Annotated in this window: 15 protein-coding genes; 3 read left to right on the plus strand and 12 right to left on the minus strand. The window is 70.0% G+C overall.

Annotated features, from left to right (window positions below; translation table 11 throughout):
• Window positions 1-4: 4 nt before the first annotated feature.
• The 8 genes from OG251_RS01905 to OG251_RS01940 form a co-directional block, all read right to left on the minus strand.
• Complete coding sequence (locus tag OG251_RS01905) at window positions 5-961, minus strand: inositol monophosphatase family protein (protein ID WP_326675249.1); 957 nt, start codon at window positions 959-961, stop codon at window positions 5-7.
• A complete protein-coding gene (locus OG251_RS01910; protein WP_326675250.1) occupies window positions 958-2,292 on the minus strand; it encodes an aspartate aminotransferase family protein in 1,335 nt (444 codons plus the stop codon). Before OG251_RS01910 ends, OG251_RS01905 begins: the two co-directional genes overlap by 4 nt.
• Window positions 2,293-2,401: 109 nt before the next feature.
• The gene (locus OG251_RS01915) at window positions 2,402-2,929 is read right to left on the minus strand and encodes a dioxygenase family protein (RefSeq protein ID WP_326675251.1); all 528 of its coding nucleotides are present in this window, start codon (window positions 2,927-2,929) and stop codon (window positions 2,402-2,404) included.
• Between the two features lie 226 nt (window positions 2,930-3,155).
• Window positions 3,156-4,157, minus strand: coding sequence for a phosphotransferase (locus OG251_RS01920; protein WP_326675252.1), 1,002 nt, complete (start codon window positions 4,155-4,157; stop codon window positions 3,156-3,158).
• Window positions 4,158-4,188: 31 nt separating this feature from the next.
• Window positions 4,189-5,133, minus strand: coding sequence for an ROK family protein (locus OG251_RS01925; RefSeq protein ID WP_326675253.1), 945 nt, complete (start codon window positions 5,131-5,133; stop codon window positions 4,189-4,191).
• Window positions 5,130-6,257, minus strand: coding sequence for a zinc-dependent alcohol dehydrogenase (locus tag OG251_RS01930; protein ID WP_326675254.1), 1,128 nt, complete (start codon window positions 6,255-6,257; stop codon window positions 5,130-5,132). The genes OG251_RS01925 and OG251_RS01930 overlap by 4 nt, the downstream gene beginning before the upstream one ends.
• Before the next feature lie 198 nt (window positions 6,258-6,455).
• Entirely contained in the window at window positions 6,456-7,784 is a 1,329-nt protein-coding gene (gene thrS / locus OG251_RS01935; RefSeq protein ID WP_326675255.1) for a threonine--tRNA ligase, read from the minus strand.
• A gap of 224 nt (window positions 7,785-8,008) precedes the next feature.
• A complete protein-coding gene (locus tag OG251_RS01940) occupies window positions 8,009-8,176 on the minus strand; it encodes a hypothetical protein (RefSeq protein WP_326675256.1) in 168 nt (55 codons plus the stop codon).
• Between the two features lie 493 nt (window positions 8,177-8,669).
• On the opposite strand from OG251_RS01940, the gene OG251_RS01945 reads away from it, so the two are divergent.
• Together OG251_RS01945 and OG251_RS01950 are read left to right on the plus strand one after the other, a co-directional pair.
• On the plus strand, window positions 8,670-10,439 hold the full coding sequence (locus OG251_RS01945; protein WP_326675257.1) for a Yip1 family protein: 1,770 nt from the start codon (window positions 8,670-8,672) through the stop codon (window positions 10,437-10,439).
• Window positions 10,440-10,689: 250 nt separating this feature from the next.
• A complete protein-coding gene (locus OG251_RS01950) occupies window positions 10,690-11,811 on the plus strand; it encodes a PP2C family protein-serine/threonine phosphatase (protein ID WP_326675258.1) in 1,122 nt (373 codons plus the stop codon).
• A 120-nt stretch (window positions 11,812-11,931) separates the two neighbouring features.
• Here OG251_RS01950 and OG251_RS01955 read toward each other — a convergent pair whose 3' ends face one another.
• Together OG251_RS01955 and OG251_RS01960 are read right to left on the minus strand one after the other, a co-directional pair.
• The gene (locus OG251_RS01955) at window positions 11,932-15,321 is read right to left on the minus strand and encodes a S8 family peptidase (protein WP_326675259.1); all 3,390 of its coding nucleotides are present in this window, start codon (window positions 15,319-15,321) and stop codon (window positions 11,932-11,934) included.
• Window positions 15,322-15,608: 287 nt separating this feature from the next.
• Complete coding sequence (locus OG251_RS01960) at window positions 15,609-16,631, minus strand: helix-turn-helix domain-containing protein (protein WP_326675260.1); 1,023 nt, start codon at window positions 16,629-16,631, stop codon at window positions 15,609-15,611.
• A 697-nt stretch (window positions 16,632-17,328) separates the two neighbouring features.
• On the opposite strand from OG251_RS01960, the gene OG251_RS01965 reads away from it, so the two are divergent.
• Window positions 17,329-17,634: a chaplin family protein gene (locus OG251_RS01965; RefSeq protein WP_326675261.1), complete on the plus strand. Its 306-nt coding sequence runs from the start codon at window positions 17,329-17,331 to the stop codon at window positions 17,632-17,634.
• A gap of 209 nt (window positions 17,635-17,843) precedes the next feature.
• On the opposite strand, the gene OG251_RS01970 is transcribed toward OG251_RS01965, so the two are convergent.
• Together OG251_RS01970 and melC1 are read right to left on the minus strand one after the other, a co-directional pair.
• The gene (locus tag OG251_RS01970) at window positions 17,844-18,668 is read right to left on the minus strand and encodes a tyrosinase family protein (RefSeq protein ID WP_326675262.1); all 825 of its coding nucleotides are present in this window, start codon (window positions 18,666-18,668) and stop codon (window positions 17,844-17,846) included.
• Window positions 18,669-18,684: 16 nt separating this feature from the next.
• Window positions 18,685-19,089, minus strand: coding sequence for an apotyrosinase chaperone MelC1 (gene melC1 / locus OG251_RS01975; RefSeq protein ID WP_326675263.1), 405 nt, complete (start codon window positions 19,087-19,089; stop codon window positions 18,685-18,687).
• Window positions 19,090-19,553 lie beyond the last annotated feature (464 nt).

A 19,553-nucleotide genomic window follows, 5' to 3' on the forward strand; every position in this document is an offset into this window, starting at 1 on the left:
GGCGTCACTCCTTCCAGCGGATGGCCGACAGCAGCGCCCGGTGGAGTTCGTGGGTGGAGGCGGCCACGCAGGACCGCTGGTTGGCGATGCTCAGGTCGGTCAGGACGGTGTCGCCGAGCGGTTCTCCGTAGCCGTCGGTGATGACCGCCCCGGCCCGCTCGGCGAGGAATACGGCCGCCGCGATGTCGTACGGGAACAGGTGCAGGACCCGGCCGTTGCCGACGCGTTCGAACTCGGGAAGGAGCGCCGGGTCGTCGCGCAGCAGCCGGTTGCCGATGTCCACGTAGGCGTCGAGCTGGCCTGTGAGCAGCCGGGAGATGGACCAGGTGGCACTGTTGAAGACGAAGACGCCGCCGGTGTTGGCCGAGCGGTCGATGAGGTGGCCGTACGCCTCGGTCATCAGCTGGGCCGGGTGGCCGTTGAACTCCAGCGACCAGAACATCCGCGCCGGGTCGGTGGTGCGGGTCAGCGCCGGTACGGGATGGTCGTAGCCGTGCGCGGTGATGCCGGGTGTCGTCCGGTCCCCGTAGAGGTAGGCGCCCGAGCGCAGTTCCATCAGGATCGCGTGCTCGACGTCGGCGATGCGCGGGAGCCGGGACATGCGGGCCACGGCGACCGAGACGGTGGCCGACTCCAGACCGGCGACGGCGGGCCGGGTGCCGTCGATGGGGTCGACGACCAGCAGGTGGTCCGGGTCCGTGCCGTGGTATTGCAGGCCGCGGTCCTCGGAGTAGACGGCGACGGGCAGGTCATGGTCGGCGACGTACTTCCAGGTGGCCGCCTCCGCGACGTCGTCGAGACCGAACTGGGCGTCCCCGCCCGGCGAGTGGCCCCGGACAAGGCGGCTGCCGGTCGAGTGCTGGGCGGCCAGTACGGCCTCGCGGACGGCCCCGGCGAGGCCGGTCACGTACTGCCGCATGGCTGCGGCCCCCCGGGGGCCGCCGTGCTCGGGGCCGGTCATGCGGCAGCCTCCGCGTCGAAGAGGGCGTCGATCCGGTCGCAGAGCAGATCGGCCTCGGTACGGGTGAGGATCAGCGGCGGGCGGATCTTGATCACGTTGCCGCGGCCGTAGCGGGAGGTACGCAGGATCAGGCCGTGGTCCATGCCGCGCCGGGCCAGGGCCTGGGCCCGTTCGCTGTGCGGTCGTCCCTGGTCGTCGCCGATCTCGATCCCGATCATCAGGCCGAGGCCGCGCACGTCCACGACGGCGGGGTGGCGGGCGGCCAGCGCACGCAGCCGTTCCATGATGTGGGCGCCGACCTCCCGGACGTTCTCCAGGAAGCCGGGGCGGCCGATCACGTCGAGGGTGGTGGCCGCTGCCGCGGCTGCGAGGACGTTGCCGCCGTAGGTGAAGGAGTGGTGGTCGCTGCTGAGCCCGGACATCCGCTCGTCGGCGACGATGGCCGCGATCTGGGCGCCGGAGCCGCCGAGGCCCTTGGCGGTGGTCAGGATGTCGGGTCGGACCCCGTAGTGCTCGGCGGCGAACATCCGGCCGACCCGGCCTATGCCGGTCTGTATCTCGTCGAAGACGAGGACGATGCCCCGTTCGTCGCACAGGGCCCGCAGCGCGGGCAGATAGCCGTCGGGGGGCACGATGTTGCCGCCGCTGCCGGAGACCGGTTCGACGACCACGCAGGCGACGCTGCCGGAACTGGCGTGGTCCAGGAAGTCGTTGATGCGCTCGACGCAGAGCATGCCGCAGCTGTCGGGGCCCGCCTGGCGGTAGAAGCAGCGCAGGCAGTAGGGGTCGGGGACCTGGAGCACGCCGGGCATCAGGTGCGGGAAAGGGGCCTTGCGGAAGGACTCGCCCGACATGGTGGTCGTCATCATGGTCTGGCCGTGGTGGCTGCGGAACAGCGTGATGACGTCGCGGCGGCCGGTGGCGAGCTGCGCCATCTTGACCGCGCCCTCGTTGGCGGTGGAGCCGCCCGACACCTTGAGGTGCACCTTGGTCAGGTTCGGCGGGGTCACCTCGACCAACCGCCGCACGAGCTCGTTGACGGGGGCTGTCTGGAAGGTCGAGGTGGTGTGCACCAGTCGTTCGGCCTGGTCCCGCATGGCCTTGACCACCTCGGGGTGCCCGTAGCCGAGGCTCAGGTTGAAGGTGCCGGAAGCGCAGTCCAGGTACTCGTTGCCGTCGGTGTCATACAGATGGACGCCCTCGCCGTGCTCCATCTCGTACGCGCTGACCGGGTAGTACAGGTGGTTCTGTGCGTAGTTCAGGGCGTCGCTGCGGACATCGCTCCGTGCGTCACTCCGGGCACCGTTCCGGGCGCGCATGAGGTCGGCCATATGACTCCTGTCGGCTGCCGTCCGTGGATACGGGGGACGGCGAATATCGATGACTCCGGGCAGTGGAATAAACGATTCCCGCCGGTATGACGAGGGGCCGGGGCGGGAGCTATACGTTCAGGATGAAGGTGAAAGCGGCGTTCAGGCCCTCGGGTGTCTCCACCACGTCCATCAGGCACTCCGGCCGGAAGTACTTGTCGAGGTGGTTTCGGCGTTCGCCGGGGAAATACAGCATCGTGGTCAGTACGGCTCCGCCGGGCGGCTGCACCTTCACGTGCACGTGCCGCGTCCGCCCCGGGTACATGGCGGGCAGCACCGTCTCCAGCCGCCACTGCCCCTCGGCGTCCGCGAACTGGTGGCCGCGCAGCCGAAATCCGTCGCCGTCGTAGACTCCGGCCTCCCCGACCTGCCAGAAGTCGAGCAGGGTGCCGCCGATCGGTTCCCCGCCGGGAGTGCGCACGGCACCGTGCAACAGCATCGGGACACCCGCGTCCACATCACCCCGGAAGCTGGTCCTGAGGGGGGTGTCGGGCTTGTAGTACGGCCCTTCGCGCAGGGCGGGGGTGGGCGGCGTGCCGTTGCAGCGAACGGTCGGCGTGAGCGTCTCCAGGACGCTTTCCGGACTTCCGTTCTCCATAGCGGAATTCTCCCTCGGTCAAAAGATCCTTCGCTTCGGCCCCGGCAGAGTAGCCGGAATCATCGATGCTGAGAAGAACACCATGTGTCGCCTCTCGGCCATTCCTTCAGCATTTATTGCCAGAACTTCCGCGATCCGTAAGGACAGCAGTTGCCTCCTGGGAATGAAGTGGCGCACGGGCCGGATGGGAACGTGGACGACCGGTGGCGGCTGTGATCGGCAGCGATCAGTGCCGGCCGGCGGCGGACCGGTGGAGTACGGCGCGCGCACGGGCGAAGTAGGCGGGTTCGGGCGGAGCGGTGAGGATGTCGGCGAGCGCGAAGAGGTCCAGCGTCCGGCTGAGCCGCTGCCAGTCCGCGGGCAGACGGCCGTTCCCGCCCCGGAAGCCGTCGACGAAGCCCGTGGCGAACGCGGGCGGGTACTCGTGGGCGAAGCGCAGCATGTTCCCGACGTCGAAGAGCGGGGAGCCGCTGAAGGCGAGCTCCCAGTCGAGCACGGCGGCCACCTCCCATTGTCCGGCGCGCCGTTGGACCAGAACGTTCTTCGGGTTGAAGTCACCGTGCACCAGGCTCCGTTCACCCTCCAGAGCGGCGAGTACCGACGGCCCCTGGCGGGCCAGGGCGCGCAGTACCGCCGAATCCGTCCCGCTCAGCGGCCCGTCCGCGGCCGCCGTGTCCAGACAGCGGTCGACGAAACCGGGCAGGTCGCCCAGCGGGGCCTCGCCGTCCGGGGCCGGTACCAGCGAGGAGTCGCCGAAGACGCCCGGGCGGGGCAGCCTGACCCGGCCGATCCGCGCCAGCACCACGCCGACGGCCCGGCCCAGGTCCCGCGCTTCGCCGCTCGCCGGGCCGTCCGCGAGCACCTGGCTGAGCGGGGTCCCGTCCACGAACCGGTAGAGCAGGGTGGGGCGGCCGGTGGCGTGGCCCTGCGGATCGGCCGCGACCACCGCGGTCACCGGGACGGCCCTGGCCGCCGCCCGGCCGAGGACGGCGATCTCCACCGCACAGGTGTTGCGTGGGACCCGGCTGCCGTGGGGCCGGTAGCGGCGCACCACGTAGCGCTCCGCGCCCGCCGCGTCGGGGTGCTGGGCGGTGAGCAGGACCATGTCGTTGGTGAACCCGCCGGGCAGCGGGTCCACCTCGTGCAGCAGGGCCCCGGGCAGGGCGTGCCGGGTCAGCCAGGCGTGCGTGGCCGGGTGCAGGAGTCCCACCGGATGGGGGCGCGTCATACGAACCAGCCTGCCCGGCCCGGGGCCGCCCTCATGCGGCCGTTCCCCCCAATGGTCCAGCGCCGGGCAATGGGCGTGCGGCGGCGGCCGCCCCGGCCGCCAGCACCAGTCCGCCCGCCGGTCCGGCGAGCCGGCCGAGCCGCGCCGGGACCACGAAGTCCTCGGCCGCGTGCTCGGGCAGCCCGGGGTAGCCGGCCAGTGCCGAGGCCAGTTCGGCGCGGAGCAGCGGGAAGAGCCCGGGGAACTCCGAGACGCCGCCGCCGATCACGATCCGCTGGGGTGCGGTCGTGTAGACGATGTTGCGCAGCCCCGCGGCCAGGTAGGCCGCCTCCAGCCGCAGCGCCTCACCCAGTGCGTCCCCGGTCAGTTCCTCGGCCGGGGCCCCCCAGCGGGCGCCCATCGCCTCACCGCCCGCCAGCCCCTCCCAGCAGTCGCCGTGGAAGGGGCAGGAGCCGGGGAAGGTGTCGCCCGCGATCCGGGGCACCGTGAGGTGGCCCATCTCGGTGTGGACCAGGCCGCTGACCACCTTGCCGCCGATCACCGCACCGCCGCCGATCCCGGTGCCGACGGTGAGGTAGACGTAGGTGTCCAGACCCCGCGCAGCGCCCCAGCGCCCCTCGCCGAGGGCCGCACCGTTGACGTCCGTGTCGATGCCCACCGGCACTCCGAGCGCGGCAGCGAACGGACCGGCGACGTCCACCCCGGACCAGCCGGGCTTGGGGGTGGCGGCGAGATGGCCGAACTTGGCATGTCCCGGGCGCAGTTCGAGGGGTCCGAAGGAGGCGATGCCGATCGCGTCCAGCGGTCCGGTCTCGGCGGCCGTCTCCCGGAAGAAGGCGATGGCCCGAGTCAGGGTGGGGCCCGGTCGGCCGGTCGGGAACCGGGTCTCGGCCTCGATCCGGTCGGGGGCCGAGCCGACCAGACAGACGAACTTGGACCCGCCGGACTCGATGGAGCCGAGCCGCGGCGCGCTCACGCGTCCACCGGCCAGCCGTCGGCGCCGACCGGGCCGGAGTGCGAGCGGATGACGACCTTGAGCGCGCCGTAGCGCGCGGGGCGTTCGGTGCCGCCGCCTCCGTCGCCCCGGGTGAGGCCGCCGAGCGCGGTGAACGCCTCCGCGTACCGTTCGAGCGGGAACTCGTGTGTCACCAGCCGCTCCAGGACCCGTCCGTCGCCGTCGCCGGGCCGCTGGGGGTCGCTGAGTTCGGCGGCCAGGTCCACGGCGACGGGGAAGGTGTCGGCCCGGTAGTCCCCGGCGCCGATCAGCTGAATGCCCCGGTTGGTGAGCTGGAGCGGGCGCAGCGGCACGGTGTAGGTGTCGTCGAAGCCCATCACCACCACCCGGCCGCCGTCGTCGGTCAACCGCAGTGCCGCGTCCAGGCCGGTGCCCGTGGTGTCGAAGACGACGGAGGGACGCTCGCCGCCCGATGCCTTCACCACGGCTTCGGCCGGGTCCGTTCCGGCCACGTCCACCACGTGCGCGAACTGCTCGCCCGCCCGCTCCAGCCGGTAGCCGTCCGGTTCGGCGACGGTGACCCGGCGCGCGTGGCGGGAGGCGACCAGTGCGGTCAGCATCCCGATCGGGCCCGCGCCGAGCACCACCACGGTGTCGTCGAAGGTGAGGGACGCGGCCTCGACGTTGTTCAGGACGCAGGCGAGCGGCTCGATCAGGACCGCGCTGCGGAAGGACAGCCCGGCGGGAACCCGTTCGACGAAACGTTCCGGCAGCGTCACGGTCTCCGCGTATGTGCCGTCCTTGTCGACGCCTACCTCGGTCCCGGCCTTGTGACGGCAGAAGTTGGTCGCTCCCCGGCGGCACGGGACGCACCAGCCGCAGAACAGCGTCGGGTTGACCACCACCCGGTCCCCTACCCCGACCGAGCGCACCTGGGGTCCGGTCTCCCGCACCACCCCCACCGACTCGTGTCCGAGCACGACGCCCGGCCGGGCCGGGAACTTCCCGAGCAGAATCTTGCGGTCCGTCCCGCAGACTCCCGTACCGACGACCTCCACCACGACGTCATCACCGTTCACGAGCTGTGCGTCGGGCCGGTCCTGAAGTTCGGCGGAGCCTGGACCCAGATAGACGAGAGCGCGCACGAGACCTCCCCATCGGTGTTGAAAGGCGACGCTAGCGCAGCCGAACGCGGCCGGACACGACGCCTCTGAGCCATTTCAGGGCTGCCGTGACGCCGGCCGCCCGACACCGTCGAAGCGGTGGAGCGCCCGAAGGAACGGCTCCTGTCGCAGACCCCGAAGCGCTGAGCCGGCGACAGCAGCCGCTGATCGCGCCATCCGCTAATGGGCAGTGCCGGCCCACAGGTCGGTGCTGTGGGCATCGACGAGCGCGCTGATGCGGGTGAGTGCGTCGCCGGCCGGCCGCGGGTCGAGTCGGAGTCCGCCACGCAGGCGCAGGGCGACATGATCCTCGGCTGCCTCCTTGGCGCCGATGACGGCCTGGTAGGGAACCAGTCGGGCCTCGCGGATACGGGCGCCCAGGGTGCCGCGCTCCGGTCCTGCGATCTCGGCACGCAGCCCGAGTCCGGCACATCGCCGCGCGAGGGCCGCGGCGTGGGGGAGTTCGGCGTCGGAGATCGGCAGGATCACCAGCTGAGTGGGGGCGAGCCAGGCAGGGAAGGCGCCGCCGTGCTGTTCGATGAGATGGGCGACGGCTCGCTCCACGCTGCCGATGATGCTGCGGTGGATCATGACCGGGCGGTGTCTGGCGCCGTCCGCGCCGATGTAGTGCAGGCCGAACTGCTCGGGCTGGTGAAAATCCACCTGGACGGTGGACAGGGTGGACTCCCGGCCGGCGCCGTCGGTGACCTGGACGTCGATCTTGGGGCCGTAGAACGCGGCCTCTCCCTCGGCCGCCTCGTAGGGCAGGCCGGAGCGGTCGAGGACGTCGGTGAGCAGGGCGGTGGACTGTTGCCACTTCTCGGGGGCGGCGACGTACTTGCCGCCGGGGCCGGGGAGGGAGAGCCGATAGCGGGTCGGGGTGATGCCGAGCGCCTCGTAGGCCCGGCGGATCATCTCCAGTGCGCCCTGCGCCTCCTCGGCGACCTGCTCCAGGGTGCAGAAGATGTGCGCGTCGTTGAGCTGGATGGCCCGCACCCGGGTCAGCCCGCCGAGTACGCCGGAGAGTTCGGAGCGGTACATGCCTCCCAGCTCGGCCATGCGCAGGGGCAGTTCCCGGTAGCTGTGGGGGCGGGAGCGATAGATCACCGCGTGGTGAGGGCACAGGCTGGGCCGCAGGAGGACCTGCTCACCGCCGAGGTCCATCGGGGGGAACATGTCGTCGCTGTAGTGCGCCCAGTGCCCGGAGATCTCGTACAGCTCCCGCTTTCCGAGGACCGGTGAGTACACGTGGCGGTAGCCGGCCCGCCGCTCGGCGGCGCGGATGTACTCCTCCAGGGTGTGCCGTACGGTCGCTCCGTCGGGCAGCCAGTACGGAAGGCCCGCACCGATCAGCGGGTCGGTGTCGAACAGGTCCAGTTCACGGCCGAGCTTGCGGTGGTCATGCATGGCGGTCTCCTCGCGGACATCGGGCGAGTGACCGCAAGGCGAAGCCCCGGGGCACTCGCCCCGGGGCTTCGCACTAAGACATCTGTCAGCGCGCCGGGACACTCTCCGGCGTCGTCGTCATAGCAGCGCGCTTCATGCCGCAGACGTTAGCAGGCCGTGGCGATGGCCACACGGTCATTCCTCATCGGGGGCACCCGGATCGCGCAGCGGTCGCAGCCGGCCGGATCTCAGCCGGTGCGGACGGTCAACGGTCGCCGTACGGCCACGCGGTCATGCGGCGTACAGGGCGGCACCCGCTGACACCCGGACGGTGCGGAGGCACCCGGCTATTGCTCGCGCGGCCGGTAGTGCGGTGTGCCCGAACCGAGCGGAAGGCTCGCGGGGAACAACCGCGACAGATCCCGGTGTATGCGCTCGGCGTCGGTGCGCACCTCGGTGGGGACGTCGCCGCGTTCGGTGACGAGTCGGGTGTAGATCGGGGTTTCCTGGAACACGAGTGCTGTCTGCTTTCCTGTGCGGGCTTGCCGCCTCGGCGGCGTAGGTCGTCGCCGCAGAGTACGGCGCCCCGCTGACATGCCGGAAAGCCGGCGGGCCCGGGCGGCAGCGGGACCGGGCACGCCGAGCGAGATCCTGGCCGCCGACGGCCTTGACCGGGGGCTTCCCGACCGGGAGAACCGATGGTGAAGGACGACGTGCCGGAGGCGGCACCATCGGCGCCGGGACTTTCGGTCTCCTGAACCCGAAGCCGCAGCCGTACGCGCCGGATTCCGGGATTCCGCCCGCCCGCGCATGCCGGGGGCGGCACGATGGGGGCTCCATGGAGTGCGGCTCCTTCAGGAGCGTCTCCGATCGGGCGATGAGGTCGAAGGCGGGCCGGCAGGTACGGTCGCGGTGCGACGATGGCCCCTCCCGCGAGCCCCAGCGCTCTGATGGAAGCCGCAATGCACAGGGGCACGAGCAACGAGTCGGTCAGAGGGGAACGCGACGATGAGTATCGCGCCGACAGGCGACCACGATCCGCCGGACGGGCTGACCGCGGCCGAGGCCGGGATGTGGCACGCGTTCCGCAACGGCAGTGTCCACGACCTTCGTACGGGCGACAGCGAGGTCGACGATCCGCACGGCAGACATCCCTGGGGACCCGAGCGCAGCGTGCGCGCCCGGATCGTGGCCCGGCTGCTGCTCGACGGCCCACCGGCCCTGCCCGGTCGGCTCTCGTCCTTCAGACTTCGCGGTGTGAAGGTCACCGGCGTACTCGATGTCGCGGGGGGCACGGTCGTCCCGTACGTCGGACTGGAGCAGTGCCGCTTCGAGAGGGAGATGCTGCTTACCGAGGCGCGCTTCACGACGGTACGGCTCGTCGACTGTTCGGTGCCGCGTCTGGAGGCTGCCCGAGTGCATACGAGGGGCGACCTTCATCTGCCGCGCTGTCACTTCTCCGGGGGCGTCCGCCTCACCGGCGCGCGCATAGGCGCGGACCTGCTGCTCAACCAGGCCGTCGTGTCCCGCGACCGGCACGGCCACTCGATCATGGCGGACGGGATCTCCGTCGGGCAGGATCTCCGGGCCGAGATGATGGAGAGCCACGGTGAGCTGAGCCTGCGCGGCGCGACGGTGGGCTTCTCGCTCTCGCTGCGCGGCAGTCGGCTGAGAAACGCTCAGGAGCTCCGCGCTCTGAACGCGCCACGGATGACCGTCGGTCACACGCTCTCCCTGACGTCGGCGCCAGGTAATCCCTGTGCGAGCGTCTCCACTCCCCCGCGTGCGCAGGGTCGGCCGTCTCCGGACTCGGCCGGTGCCTCAGCCTTCTCCGCCCTCCCGCGCGAGCAACGCTTCGAGTGCGTGGGAGGTGTCCGGCTCGACGACGGGCGCTTCGGCGACGCGATCGACTTCGCATCGGCGCGCTTCAGGCTGCTCGGGCGCGAGGACGAGATCTCGCTGCGCCGTGTCCAGACCCCGGAACTGCGCTTCCTCGGGGAGCGGCCGGAAGAAGGACGGGTCGTTCTGTCCGGCGCGAGGGTCGACAAACTGGTCGACAGAGCGACGAGCTGGCCCGGCCGCGGCCGGATATCCATCGACGGATTCGTCTACAGCACTCTGTCCTGGGTCGGCCCGTTCCCGCTTGATCAGCGCTTGGCCTGGTTGGCCGAAGCCACTGACGAGTACAGCTCCCAACCGTACGAACAGCTCGCCGCCGCATTCCACCGTGCCGGCGACGACCACGCTGCCACTCGGGTCCTCCGTGCTCAACAACGGCGGCTGCGGGCCGACCTGCGATGGCCGGGGCGGGCGTGGCACGCCGTGCGGAATGCTCCAGGTACCTCTGTGGCGCTGTGGGCCGCCATCGTGATCGCGCTGCTGGTGGTGGCCTGGCTCAGCACGAGAGCGGTCCTGCCGGACATCGGCAACAGTGCCGAACTGGGTCCTTCCGACGCACCTCCCGTCGTCGTGGCCATCGTCAGCGTCATCACAGCCTCCGGAGTGCTCATCGGAGGCATTCTCAACGGACTCGCCAAGTTCGTCAGAGCCCGAGGGCAGAACGCCTCCGACATCGTCCAGGCTCGTGGACAGGCCGACGCCGACCTCATGCGCGCCCAGGCCGAGATGCGAAGGGCAGAGGCCGACATGCTCCGCGCCCGCGCGGGCCTGCCCCCGGCGGAGGCACTCTCACCCGACCCGGGCATCGCCCCGGAGACCGGCCGCCCCGCCCCTCCTGCCCTCGGCGAAAACGAAGACGGAGCCCCGTCGCCGCCGTGACCGCCATCGCGGAGATGAGGGAAGCGCCACTCGCCGGTGAACCGGTCCTCCCCGAGGGTTCTTGGGAGGGGTTGTCCCGGAGCCGTCGGTCTTGACAGGAGTACGTCCATACCGCGGGCTCATCCCGGATGGCCGCCGCCCTTCCTCACCGCACGGCCGGAGCCGCGCCGAACATTGTCCGGCGGGGCAACGGCTCTCGCGCGGCGGGCCTGCCTAGCGTACGGGAATACACCAGCTGCCAGGAGGTCCCGTGCCCCGCAATCACCCGAAGAGATTCGCACGTCCCTTCGAGGCCACCGAGACGCCGCGCAACGTCGAAGTCGTGATCGGCGTGGTGTCGATTACGGTTCTGGTGATGGTCCTCGGAGCCCTGTCCGGATCTCTGGTGTGGCTCCTGGGGCTCCTGGTATTTCTGCCCGGCACGGCGTCGGCGCTGTGCACCGTACGTCAGACGCAGTTTGTCTCTGTATGGACCACGCTCGTGGTCACCCTCGCTGTGGTGGTCCGGCACGGTGACGGGGCCTCGTGGCTCGACAGGATCCTCATGGTGCTTCTCACCCTCACCCTGGGGGCGGCCTCCGTGTACGCCTGCCATCGGCGTATCCACCGGGAACACGAGATGCTGCGGATTCGCTCCACCGCCGCGGCGATGCAGCGCCACATCCTGCGCCCGCTGCCTCTGCTCACCGACGACGTCCTGGTCGACGGCGTGTACGAGCCCGTGCAGGAGGACCGGCTCGTCGGCGGCGACATCTACGACGTCGTCGTCTCCCCGTGGGGGACCCGGGTACTGATCGGCGATGTCCAGGGCAAAGGCCTGCCTGCGGTCGGCGCCGCGTTCGCCGTCATCGGCGCGTTCCGTGAGGGGGCTCACCGGGAGCCCACCCTGACCGCGCTCGCCGATGCCCTTGACGGCTCTGTCGTACGGCACAACTCCTATGCCGCACAGACCGGCGACGACGAAAGGTTCGTCACAGCGCTCATCCTCAACATCGACGCGCACGACGAGGTACAAGTCATCAACTGCGGGCACATTCCGCCGCAGCTCCTGCTTGACGCCACGGTCAGCACACCGGCCCTCGACTCCGGCGTGCCCCTCGGTCTCGCTGAACTCGCCGCCGAACCCGCGACCGTCAGCTGGTTCAGCTTCCCGCCCGGCGCGACGCTGCTGCTGACCACCGATGGGCTCACCGAGACCCGTGCCGCCGACGGCACGTTCTACCCCATCACCGAACGCCTCGCCGAGCGCGCCTCGCTCTCTCCCACCGAACTGCCGGATGCCCTCTACGACGACGCGCGCGCCTTCGCCGGAGAAGGAGCGCAGCATGACGATGTCGCGGTCCTGTCCGTCCGACGGTCCCCGCATCACTGAGCGCGACACGACGCGCACACAGAGCTCCCCGCACAGGTCCGCGCTGATCGCAGGTGAGGCGGCGCAGGGGTGGCCGGGCGGTGTCCCTGTTGCGGGAGGCCGCCCGGCCCGACCGTGTGGCTATCGAACGTCGTAGGCGCGGGTGATGGTCTGGGTGACCGAGTTGCTGTTGGAGTCGGTGAGGGTGGTCCTCAGCATGACCTGTTTGCCGGTGGCACCGGTGTGGTCGAGGGTGGCCGTCCACTTGCCGGCCCGCTGCTCGACCGGCGCCTGGGTCCAGGTGGTGCCGCCGTCGTAGGAGTAGGACAGTGCGGCCTCCGTGATCGCGCCCGGTGTGTACCCGGCGTGGCCCTCGGCGGACAGACCGACCTTGGTACCTCTCCGCGCGGGCAGCGTGTTCACGCTGTCCACCGGCAGGTCGTACGCCGGGAAGAGGATCGGCACGCCACGGGAGTAGACGTCGGGCTCCAGGCGGGAGCGGAAGCTCCAGGTAGTGGTGACAGCGGTGGAACGCAGCCAGTTCCGGTCCGAGGTATCGATCTTTGACAGGTTCTGGGTGAGCTCGTACGCGGAGTCCTCGGCCGGCACCTTGAACGCATCGTACGGATAGGCGCTTCTGGCGATCTCCTTCCCGTCGCGCTTCAGCAACAGGTTGCCCAGGTCGCCGAAGGACCCGCCGTAGGACCAGTGATCGCCGGAGCCGTCGAGCCAGAGCGCACTCTGGAAGCCGATCAGATCCCCCTGCCGCTCGGCGGCCAGTGCCGGACCGCCGTCGGTGTCGCGCGCCGCGGCCGGTCGCAGGAGGCCGCGATACCACTCCTCTGTACGCCGGTCACCGGGCTGATGGACGCGGTATCGGTCAGTCATGAACGCGGCAAACGGGAAGCTGGTCATCGCGCCGTGGAGCCAGGTGTCGTCGCCGGTCGTGTAGTAGGCGGTCCGGGTGCCCGGCACCTCGACCGGGGCGAGCAGGCTCACCGGGACAGTGGTGTTCCTGTTCCAGGCGGGGAGGATGAACAGGCCGTCGAGATAGTCGGCCTCCTTCCCGAGGGCGTTCCACTTCTCGGTGACCCGGGCCAGCTTGGAATCACTCGGACGGTAGACCCGGTCGGACCGCAGCGGCCCCCCGGTCGGGAACGAGAGGTTGTAGACATAGGACGAGCCGCTCTGCGAACCCGTGGCGCGCCAGGTGGGCCGGAACTCGAAGAAGCCCTTCTGGGCGCGCCCTTCGACAGAGGCGTAGAACTTCTGCACGGTGCTGCCGACCGTGAGTGATCCGTTCAGCTGCCAGGTGTCGTCCCAGGTGCGGCCGTAGCTGAGCGTGGTGCTGTTCACCTTGGAAGGGCGGTCGGTGTGCGGGCTGATCCGATGTGCCTTGCGGGCGTCGAGGACGACGGTGGTGTCACGGGTGATCCGCAGCTGCGGGCGGCCCAGGTAGCCGATCGATCCGGGTGCGTTGTCCGCGTCGTACGTGGCCACGAAGCCGGCGAGAGCGTAGTCACCCGGACGCACGCTGTACGTCTGCTCGGCAGCCCCCTGGTTACTGCGGCGCTCGCCCTGGTCGGTGTCGAGGCTGACCAGGTCCAGCGAGGAGGCGCCGTTCGCGGGCTTGCCGTCGCGGTCGATGACCTTGACCCGGAGGGTGACCGTTTCCGGCTGGACGTGGAGCGTGACCGGCACACTGACATGCGCGTCGCCGCCGGTGGCCACGACGCGGCCGGTGACTGCACCGTACTGGGCGGCTTTGAGACGGGCGGTGGGGTCGATCCGCAGCGGCACCTGGACCGTGGCCCGTGCGGGAACGGTCACCCTGCCGTGCTCCAGCTCGATGATGCCGGAGCTGACATCGCTGCCGTCGTTGCCGTGCACACCGCTCACCCTGAGATTCAGGGCGATGTCCTCGGTGCCGGTGTTGGTGAAGGGCACCTGCACGGTGGTGCGGTCGGATGTGTCCTGCGGCCAGTTGTAGCTGCCGCCCTGGACAGCCGGTGCGGACAGCACCTTCTGGCGCACCGCGTCGAACACGTCGAGCACGCCCGCCCCCGTCTGGTCGGCGCCGGCGACCTGTCCGCCGGTACGGGCGGAGGAGACGAGGGCGGCCTTGACCTGCTGCGCGGTCCACTCCGGGTGGGCCTGGCGGACGACGGCCGCGGCGCCGGCGACGTGCGGGGTCGCCATGGAGGTGCCCGACATCTCCCGGTAGGCGTAGGGGCCGCGGCCGCCGGCACTGGCGGCCGAGATGCCGACGCCGGGAGCGGCGATCTCGGGCTTGAGCGTATGGGTGACGGCTACCGGGCCGCGGCTGGAGAACCACGCGGTGGTGTCGTCGCGGTCGACGGCGCCGACGGTCAGCACGCCGGGCACACAGCCGGGCGAGGAGACGGTCTCGATGGCCGAACCTGCGTTGCCCGCAGCGACGACGAACAGGGTGTGCGTGTTCTGCGAGAGTTCTGCCGCAGCCTGCGCCAGGGGGTCGGAGCAGGTGCCGATCGCGGGGTTGCCCAGGCTCATGGAGACGACATCGGCCTGCTGGTCGACGGCCCACTGCATACCGGCGATGATCCAGGAGCTTGCGCCGGACCCCGAGTCGTTGAGGACCTTCCCGACGAGCAGGGAGGTCCCGGGGGCGACGCCTTTCCTGCGGCCGTCGTCGGCCGCTCCGGAACCGCCGACGGTGGACGCGGTGTGAGTGCCGTGACCCTGCCGGTCGTCGGTGCTGTTGGAGTCCGTGAAGTTCTTGGACGCGGCGACCCGGTTCACCAGGTCCGGGTGCTCGGCGTCCACGCCCGTGTCCAGCACGGCGACCTTGGTGCCCTTGCCGTCGTAGCCGGCGGCCCAGGCCTCCGGCGCGTGCACCTGCTTGGTGGACCGGTCCAACGTGGCCTCGACCTTGCTGTCCAGCCACAGCTTCTTCAACGTGGAGGCAGCACGTGAACGGGTGTTGGTGATGTCCCGCCAGAAGGCAGCGGCAGTGTCCTTGCCCGCCTTGAGCGCGACGCCGTTCACCGCGGGGAGCTTCAGACCCTGTTCCGAACCGCGGGGGGCCGCCGGCGCGCTGTCGGCGACGTCGACACGGTTCTGGTACGTGGCGATGAGCGGCAACGTGTCGGTGTGCGTGTCGTCGTACCTCTGGCGTATCAGGCCGGTGACGTTGAACAGCTGCTCGTCGACCTTGCCTTCGGCGATCGCTCGGGAAGCGCCCTCCGGGTAGACGTAGAGGTCCTTGCCCAGCTGGAAGCTCTGCACGATCGGCTGTGTGCCGTCCTCGTGGGGCAGCAGGGCCGCGGAGCTGCGGCCCGACGGGTCCGTTGTCACCAACACTTTGTCGCCGGTGACGAGCGTGACCGTTACCTGCTTGCCGCCCGTCGGCGGTGTCCCGCTGCCGATGACGGGCCTCTGTCGCGAAGCGCCGTCAGGTGGTGTGTCCGCCGCCCCGGAAGGCGCGACCGCGGTGACGCACAGGACGGCGGCGGTTGCCGCGCCCAAGGCTGTGCGCGCTATGGGATGCATGAATCTCCCCTACTTGACGCCGTGAACATGCCAGGCTTGCGGCTGCATCCTGGCAGAGACACGAACCCCGTAGGAGCTCCGCACGTGACGGGTTCCCCACGTGACGGTATTCCGCCACGTGGTCACATCCGTGGTTCGCCGGCTCCGTCGGTCTTCGCGCCCGGCACGCGGGGAGTGTGTCGTGCCGGAACGTGCTGACGGGCCCGCCGACGTCACGCTGTCGTTCCCCGTCGCCGAGCCGCCGGGAGCCGATCACGGAGTTCTCGGCTCTCAGACGGAACAGGAGATCAAAGCCAACCCGCGCGGGCGGCGTGCCATCCGAGTTGCAAGCGTGAGTCCACCCCTGCCAGATCCATCAGACGGCGTATCCGCCGCTCGACGGTACGTATGGACAGCCCGAGCTGGGATGCGGTCCTCCGGTCGGAGATCCCGGCCAACAGTCTGGTGAGAACCTCCAGTTCCCCCTCGGTCGGCTGATCGGCCGCCGACTCCTCGCGCTCCCCCGTGGCCGTGTACATCGGCCGGGCCTGGGCCCATTCCTTCTCGAAGAGATGGACCAGAGCCGTCAGCAGGCCGCTGCGGTGCACCACGACCGCGCTCGGCTCACCCCCGGAATCCGCCATGTCCAGTGGAACCATGGCACGCTCCCGGTCCGACACGACCATCTTCAGGGGCAGCGAGTCGACCAGGCGCAGCTCAAGGCCGGCCATGACGGCCGCCCGCACGTCCCGCACGATGTCGTGACCGTCCAGATAGTCCTTGGCGGCCACGATCCGGAAGTCGACTCCGCGGTCCAGCGCGGAACTCTCCGACGTATCGGTGTCCTCGCGCGGGACCGCGATGGGCGCGCCGACGAGGAAGACGAGCAACTCCCGCTGGGCGCCGCTCTGCAACTGGTGGAACCGGTGTGCGACTTGCTCCACACCGACAACCACCTCCACGACACCCCCCGCGGTCTGTGCGGCCGTACTGCGGTATTGCTCGCTCAGGATCGAGAAGGCGGTCTCGGCTTGGTGCAGCGCGTTGCGCTGCTCGACAAGGAGCGGGGCCAGGGCCACCGAGGGCGGTGTGAGCCGGTAGCGGGCAGTCTGCTGGCCGGCCTCGTCGTCCGCGGAGCCGGATGCCCCGCTCCCGGTCTCGGTCACGACGGCCACCAGGCCGCGTGCCGCAAGGTCAACCAGGATCCGGACGCTCTCGGCCTCCTTGAGTCCGGTCTGCCGGGCCAGATCCTGCGGCGAGGCTGTCGGGCAGGCCAACAACGCCGTGTAGATGACCTCTTCGGCCGGTCCCAGTCCCAGAGCCTGCAGCATCCGGCTCCTCCTTGAGCGGCCAGCGTGTTGCCCTGGCACAGTTGGCGTGCACCGAGCGGGTTCTTCTCGGCCGAACCCTATCCCCCGGTCAGGATGTCGCCGGTGGCTGTCCGCCCGGTCGGCAGCCGACGAGGAGTCGCTCTACCTCCCGGTCGCGGAAGGCCTGATGCTACCCGGAGGGAAGCCGCCACTGGCGAGCCGGGTCCGGCAGGCAGCCGTCTGCCACCGGACCAACCCGGTCTGCGGAAGCGGCAGTTCGGCCGACTGCCGAGGGGCTGTGTGAACGGGGTGGGAACGGTCCTGCCGCTGCCGAGAAGACCGGCAGCACTCTTGAGGAGTTCTTGTTGACGTCGTGGCCGTTCGGCAACGGCTCAGCAGACTCACCCTCACGGCGCTGCCTTCACCGCCCCCGAGTACGTCGTCCAGCGCATGGGTGCGAGCGCGACAACCACGTCCCCGCCGCGTGATCCAACGTGGGCGCCGGAATCCACCGCCTCGTCAAGCGCATCCCGAGTTCCAGGGACAAGGCCGCGGTCGACTCAGGATCACCTCGGCGACCTGCGTCAGAAGGGGCTGGCGGAGTCCGCGTGTCGGGAGCCGGGTTCTCTCGTTGGTTCGGGAGTGCGGCCCGGGACGGTCCGGCCGTGCGTGGTCCGAACAGCCACCGGGACGTGGTCCCGGATGAAGGAGAATCGCGATGGGTGCGGAGAGTCACGGTACGGGCGGCGGCGGACGTGTGGGGAAGCGGGCCGCGGTGCTGGGTGCGGTGGCCGGGGTGGCCCTGGTTCCGGCGGGTGCCGCTCACGCGAACGTCATCGGGATCGGGAACGCGGTGTTCGGCAACACGTGCGTCAGCCAGGGCAGTGCACAGGCCGCGGGCACCACGGTGGCCGGGAGCGGGTTGGGCAGCGGCAACCAGGCCGGCTTGCCGTTGAGTCTGCCGCGTAACCATTGCGGCAACAGCGGCATCGTCTGCACAGCTCTGTTCGGCTCCAGCGTGTGAACCGGCCGGGCCTCCCCCACCTCGTACGCGCTCGGCGTGCACTTCGAGGGTGACGATCCGGGAAAGCGGCTCGCACAACAGTGGAAGTACGGCCGCTGTCCCGGTGTCGCGCCCGTCATGGATGGTCAACGCACACGACATGAACCTGCAAGCCGGAATCGACGGCGAGACGGCGTCGATTCCGGCAGCGGACCCGTCACACCCTGAACTCAGGCGTAGGTGTAGAAGGGCGTGTGGTCCAGCATGCTCTGAGGGGTCGTGTCGGTCCAGGGAGGCATGGTCTCGTCCAGATCGATCACGTCGGGGGTGCCTCCGGCGGGGAGGTACTCGGCGCTGCTCGGGTGGAGTGTGTGCCAGTCGGCCCAGAGCTTGTCGACGAAGGCGTGGTGCAGCCAGAACACCGGATCGTTGGGGGAAACACTCGTCTCCATCTGACCCCAGATCCAGGTGTGCACCCGGTTGTGCATGCTCATGTATCCCGCCGAGCCTTCGAGCGTGGAGCGGAAGCCGGACGAGCCGTCACGCCAGGGCGCGGAGTCGTAGGTGGGAATGGCGAGGGCGGCGTCGACCTCGGCCCGGGTCGGCAGAGTGGGGACGCGGTAGGCGAGATTGCGGGCGAGGAAGGGGCGGGTGTCGACCTGGATGGTGATGGGCCACTTGCCGGAGGAGTAGGCGAAGGGGCCGTCCATCACCTGGTCGTCCAGGGCTCGGCCGGTGCCGCCGAGGAAGTCCGGCGCCCAGAGCGACGAGCCGACGGTGTTGTCCGCGGTCCAGTCCCAGTAGGGGATCGACACCGACGGGTCGACCTTCTGGAGTTCGTTCTCGAAGTCGATGAGGAACTTTCGGTGCCAGGGAAGGAACGACGGGCCGAAGTGACCCACGTATATCCCGGTGTTCATGTCCAGCGCGAACCGGAGACGGTGGGCGGCGACGAACTCGTCGTACACACCTGTGCGCTTGATTTCCAGCACAGCGTCGACGAATGCCTTCTTCTCGGCACCTGTGAGGTTCGCCTGGTTCTTGCGTACGGTCATGGCAGTTGCTCCCGGCTCAGGCTGTGGGGTCGAAGGGAACGACGGAGGCACCCTTGAGTGAGGTGACCGCCGTGCGCGCGGCGTCGCGCGGGTCGGCGAATCTCTCGTAGTGGTTGATCGCGCTGCTCCAGCCGCTCTTTCCGTGCTGCATCACATGGAGTTCGCGGCCGTCGACCAGGACGCGGTAGCCGGTGCTGTGTCCGGCGTGGGCATGAGCCTCGGCGGGCAGGCCCTGGATGCGGCGCCCCTGGAAGACCTCGTCGAAGGGCGCGGGCCCGCCGGTGCCACCGGGTGCGGCCGCCTTGTCGCTGCCCTTGACCGGCGCGGTGTCCGCGGACGCGGTGGCCACGCCGACGAGCGCTATGCCCGCGGCTGCGCCGGTGACGGCCCCCAGGGTCTGACGACGGGTGAGTTTGGACATGGTGAATACCCCCCATGAGCATGAATGAGGCGGCCCCCAGGTTGTTTGGGGCCGCCTCGACCATGACTACATGGGGAGTGACGGTTCACAGAAGCGGCAAAATTTTGGTTGGCTGTCATACGGACATGTCTTCGCAGGTCATACGGGTGCCGCCGCCATCGGTTCCCCTCCGCGCCGACGCTCCACGGATCACAGAGTGAAGATTCCGCTGCCGATGAGGCCTGCGCGTGAAGATCCTTCGGGGCTCACCCGGCCACCCGCGTCAGGGCCATGATCTGAGCATGGCCTGAAATCAGGCCACCCTTTTGCCTGTTGCACCCCATTAGTCGGTATCGACGGCCCGGCCTGGTCGCAGTCCGGCAGCGCCCATCCCTCGCTCATCCTTCACCCGCCAAGCACACCCGCGCGGGCATCCTGTACCACCTCAGGTCGACATCTGCTTCGCCGAAACGGTGCCGCTGTCG

The sequence above is a fragment of the Streptomyces sp. NBC_01237 genome, assembly GCF_035917275.1.
GTDB lineage: Bacteria > Actinomycetota > Actinomycetes > Streptomycetales > Streptomycetaceae > Streptomyces.

Excerpts from the sequence above, each read along its gene's own strand:
- OG251_RS01905 (WP_326675249.1), bottom strand. The coding sequence starts at position 961 with ATGACCGGCCCCGAGCACGGCGGCCCCCGGGGGGCCGCAGCCATGCGG.
- OG251_RS01910 (WP_326675250.1), bottom strand. The coding sequence starts at position 2,292 with ATGGCCGACCTCATGCGCGCCCGGAACGGTGCCCGGAGTGACGCACGG.
- OG251_RS01915 (WP_326675251.1), bottom strand. The coding sequence starts at position 2,929 with ATGGAGAACGGAAGTCCGGAAAGCGTCCTGGAGACGCTCACGCCGACC.
- OG251_RS01920 (WP_326675252.1), bottom strand. The coding sequence starts at position 4,157 with ATGACGCGCCCCCATCCGGTGGGACTCCTGCACCCGGCCACGCACGCC.
- OG251_RS01945 (WP_326675257.1), top strand. The coding sequence starts at position 8,670 with ATGAGTATCGCGCCGACAGGCGACCACGATCCGCCGGACGGGCTGACC.
- OG251_RS01955 (WP_326675259.1), bottom strand. The coding sequence starts at position 15,321 with ATGCATCCCATAGCGCGCACAGCCTTGGGCGCGGCAACCGCCGCCGTC.
- OG251_RS01960 (WP_326675260.1), bottom strand. The coding sequence starts at position 16,631 with ATGCTGCAGGCTCTGGGACTGGGACCGGCCGAAGAGGTCATCTACACG.
- OG251_RS01965 (WP_326675261.1), top strand. The coding sequence starts at position 17,329 with ATGGGTGCGGAGAGTCACGGTACGGGCGGCGGCGGACGTGTGGGGAAG.
- OG251_RS01970 (WP_326675262.1), bottom strand. The coding sequence starts at position 18,668 with ATGACCGTACGCAAGAACCAGGCGAACCTCACAGGTGCCGAGAAGAAG.
- melC1 (WP_326675263.1), bottom strand. The coding sequence starts at position 19,089 with ATGTCCAAACTCACCCGTCGTCAGACCCTGGGGGCCGTCACCGGCGCA.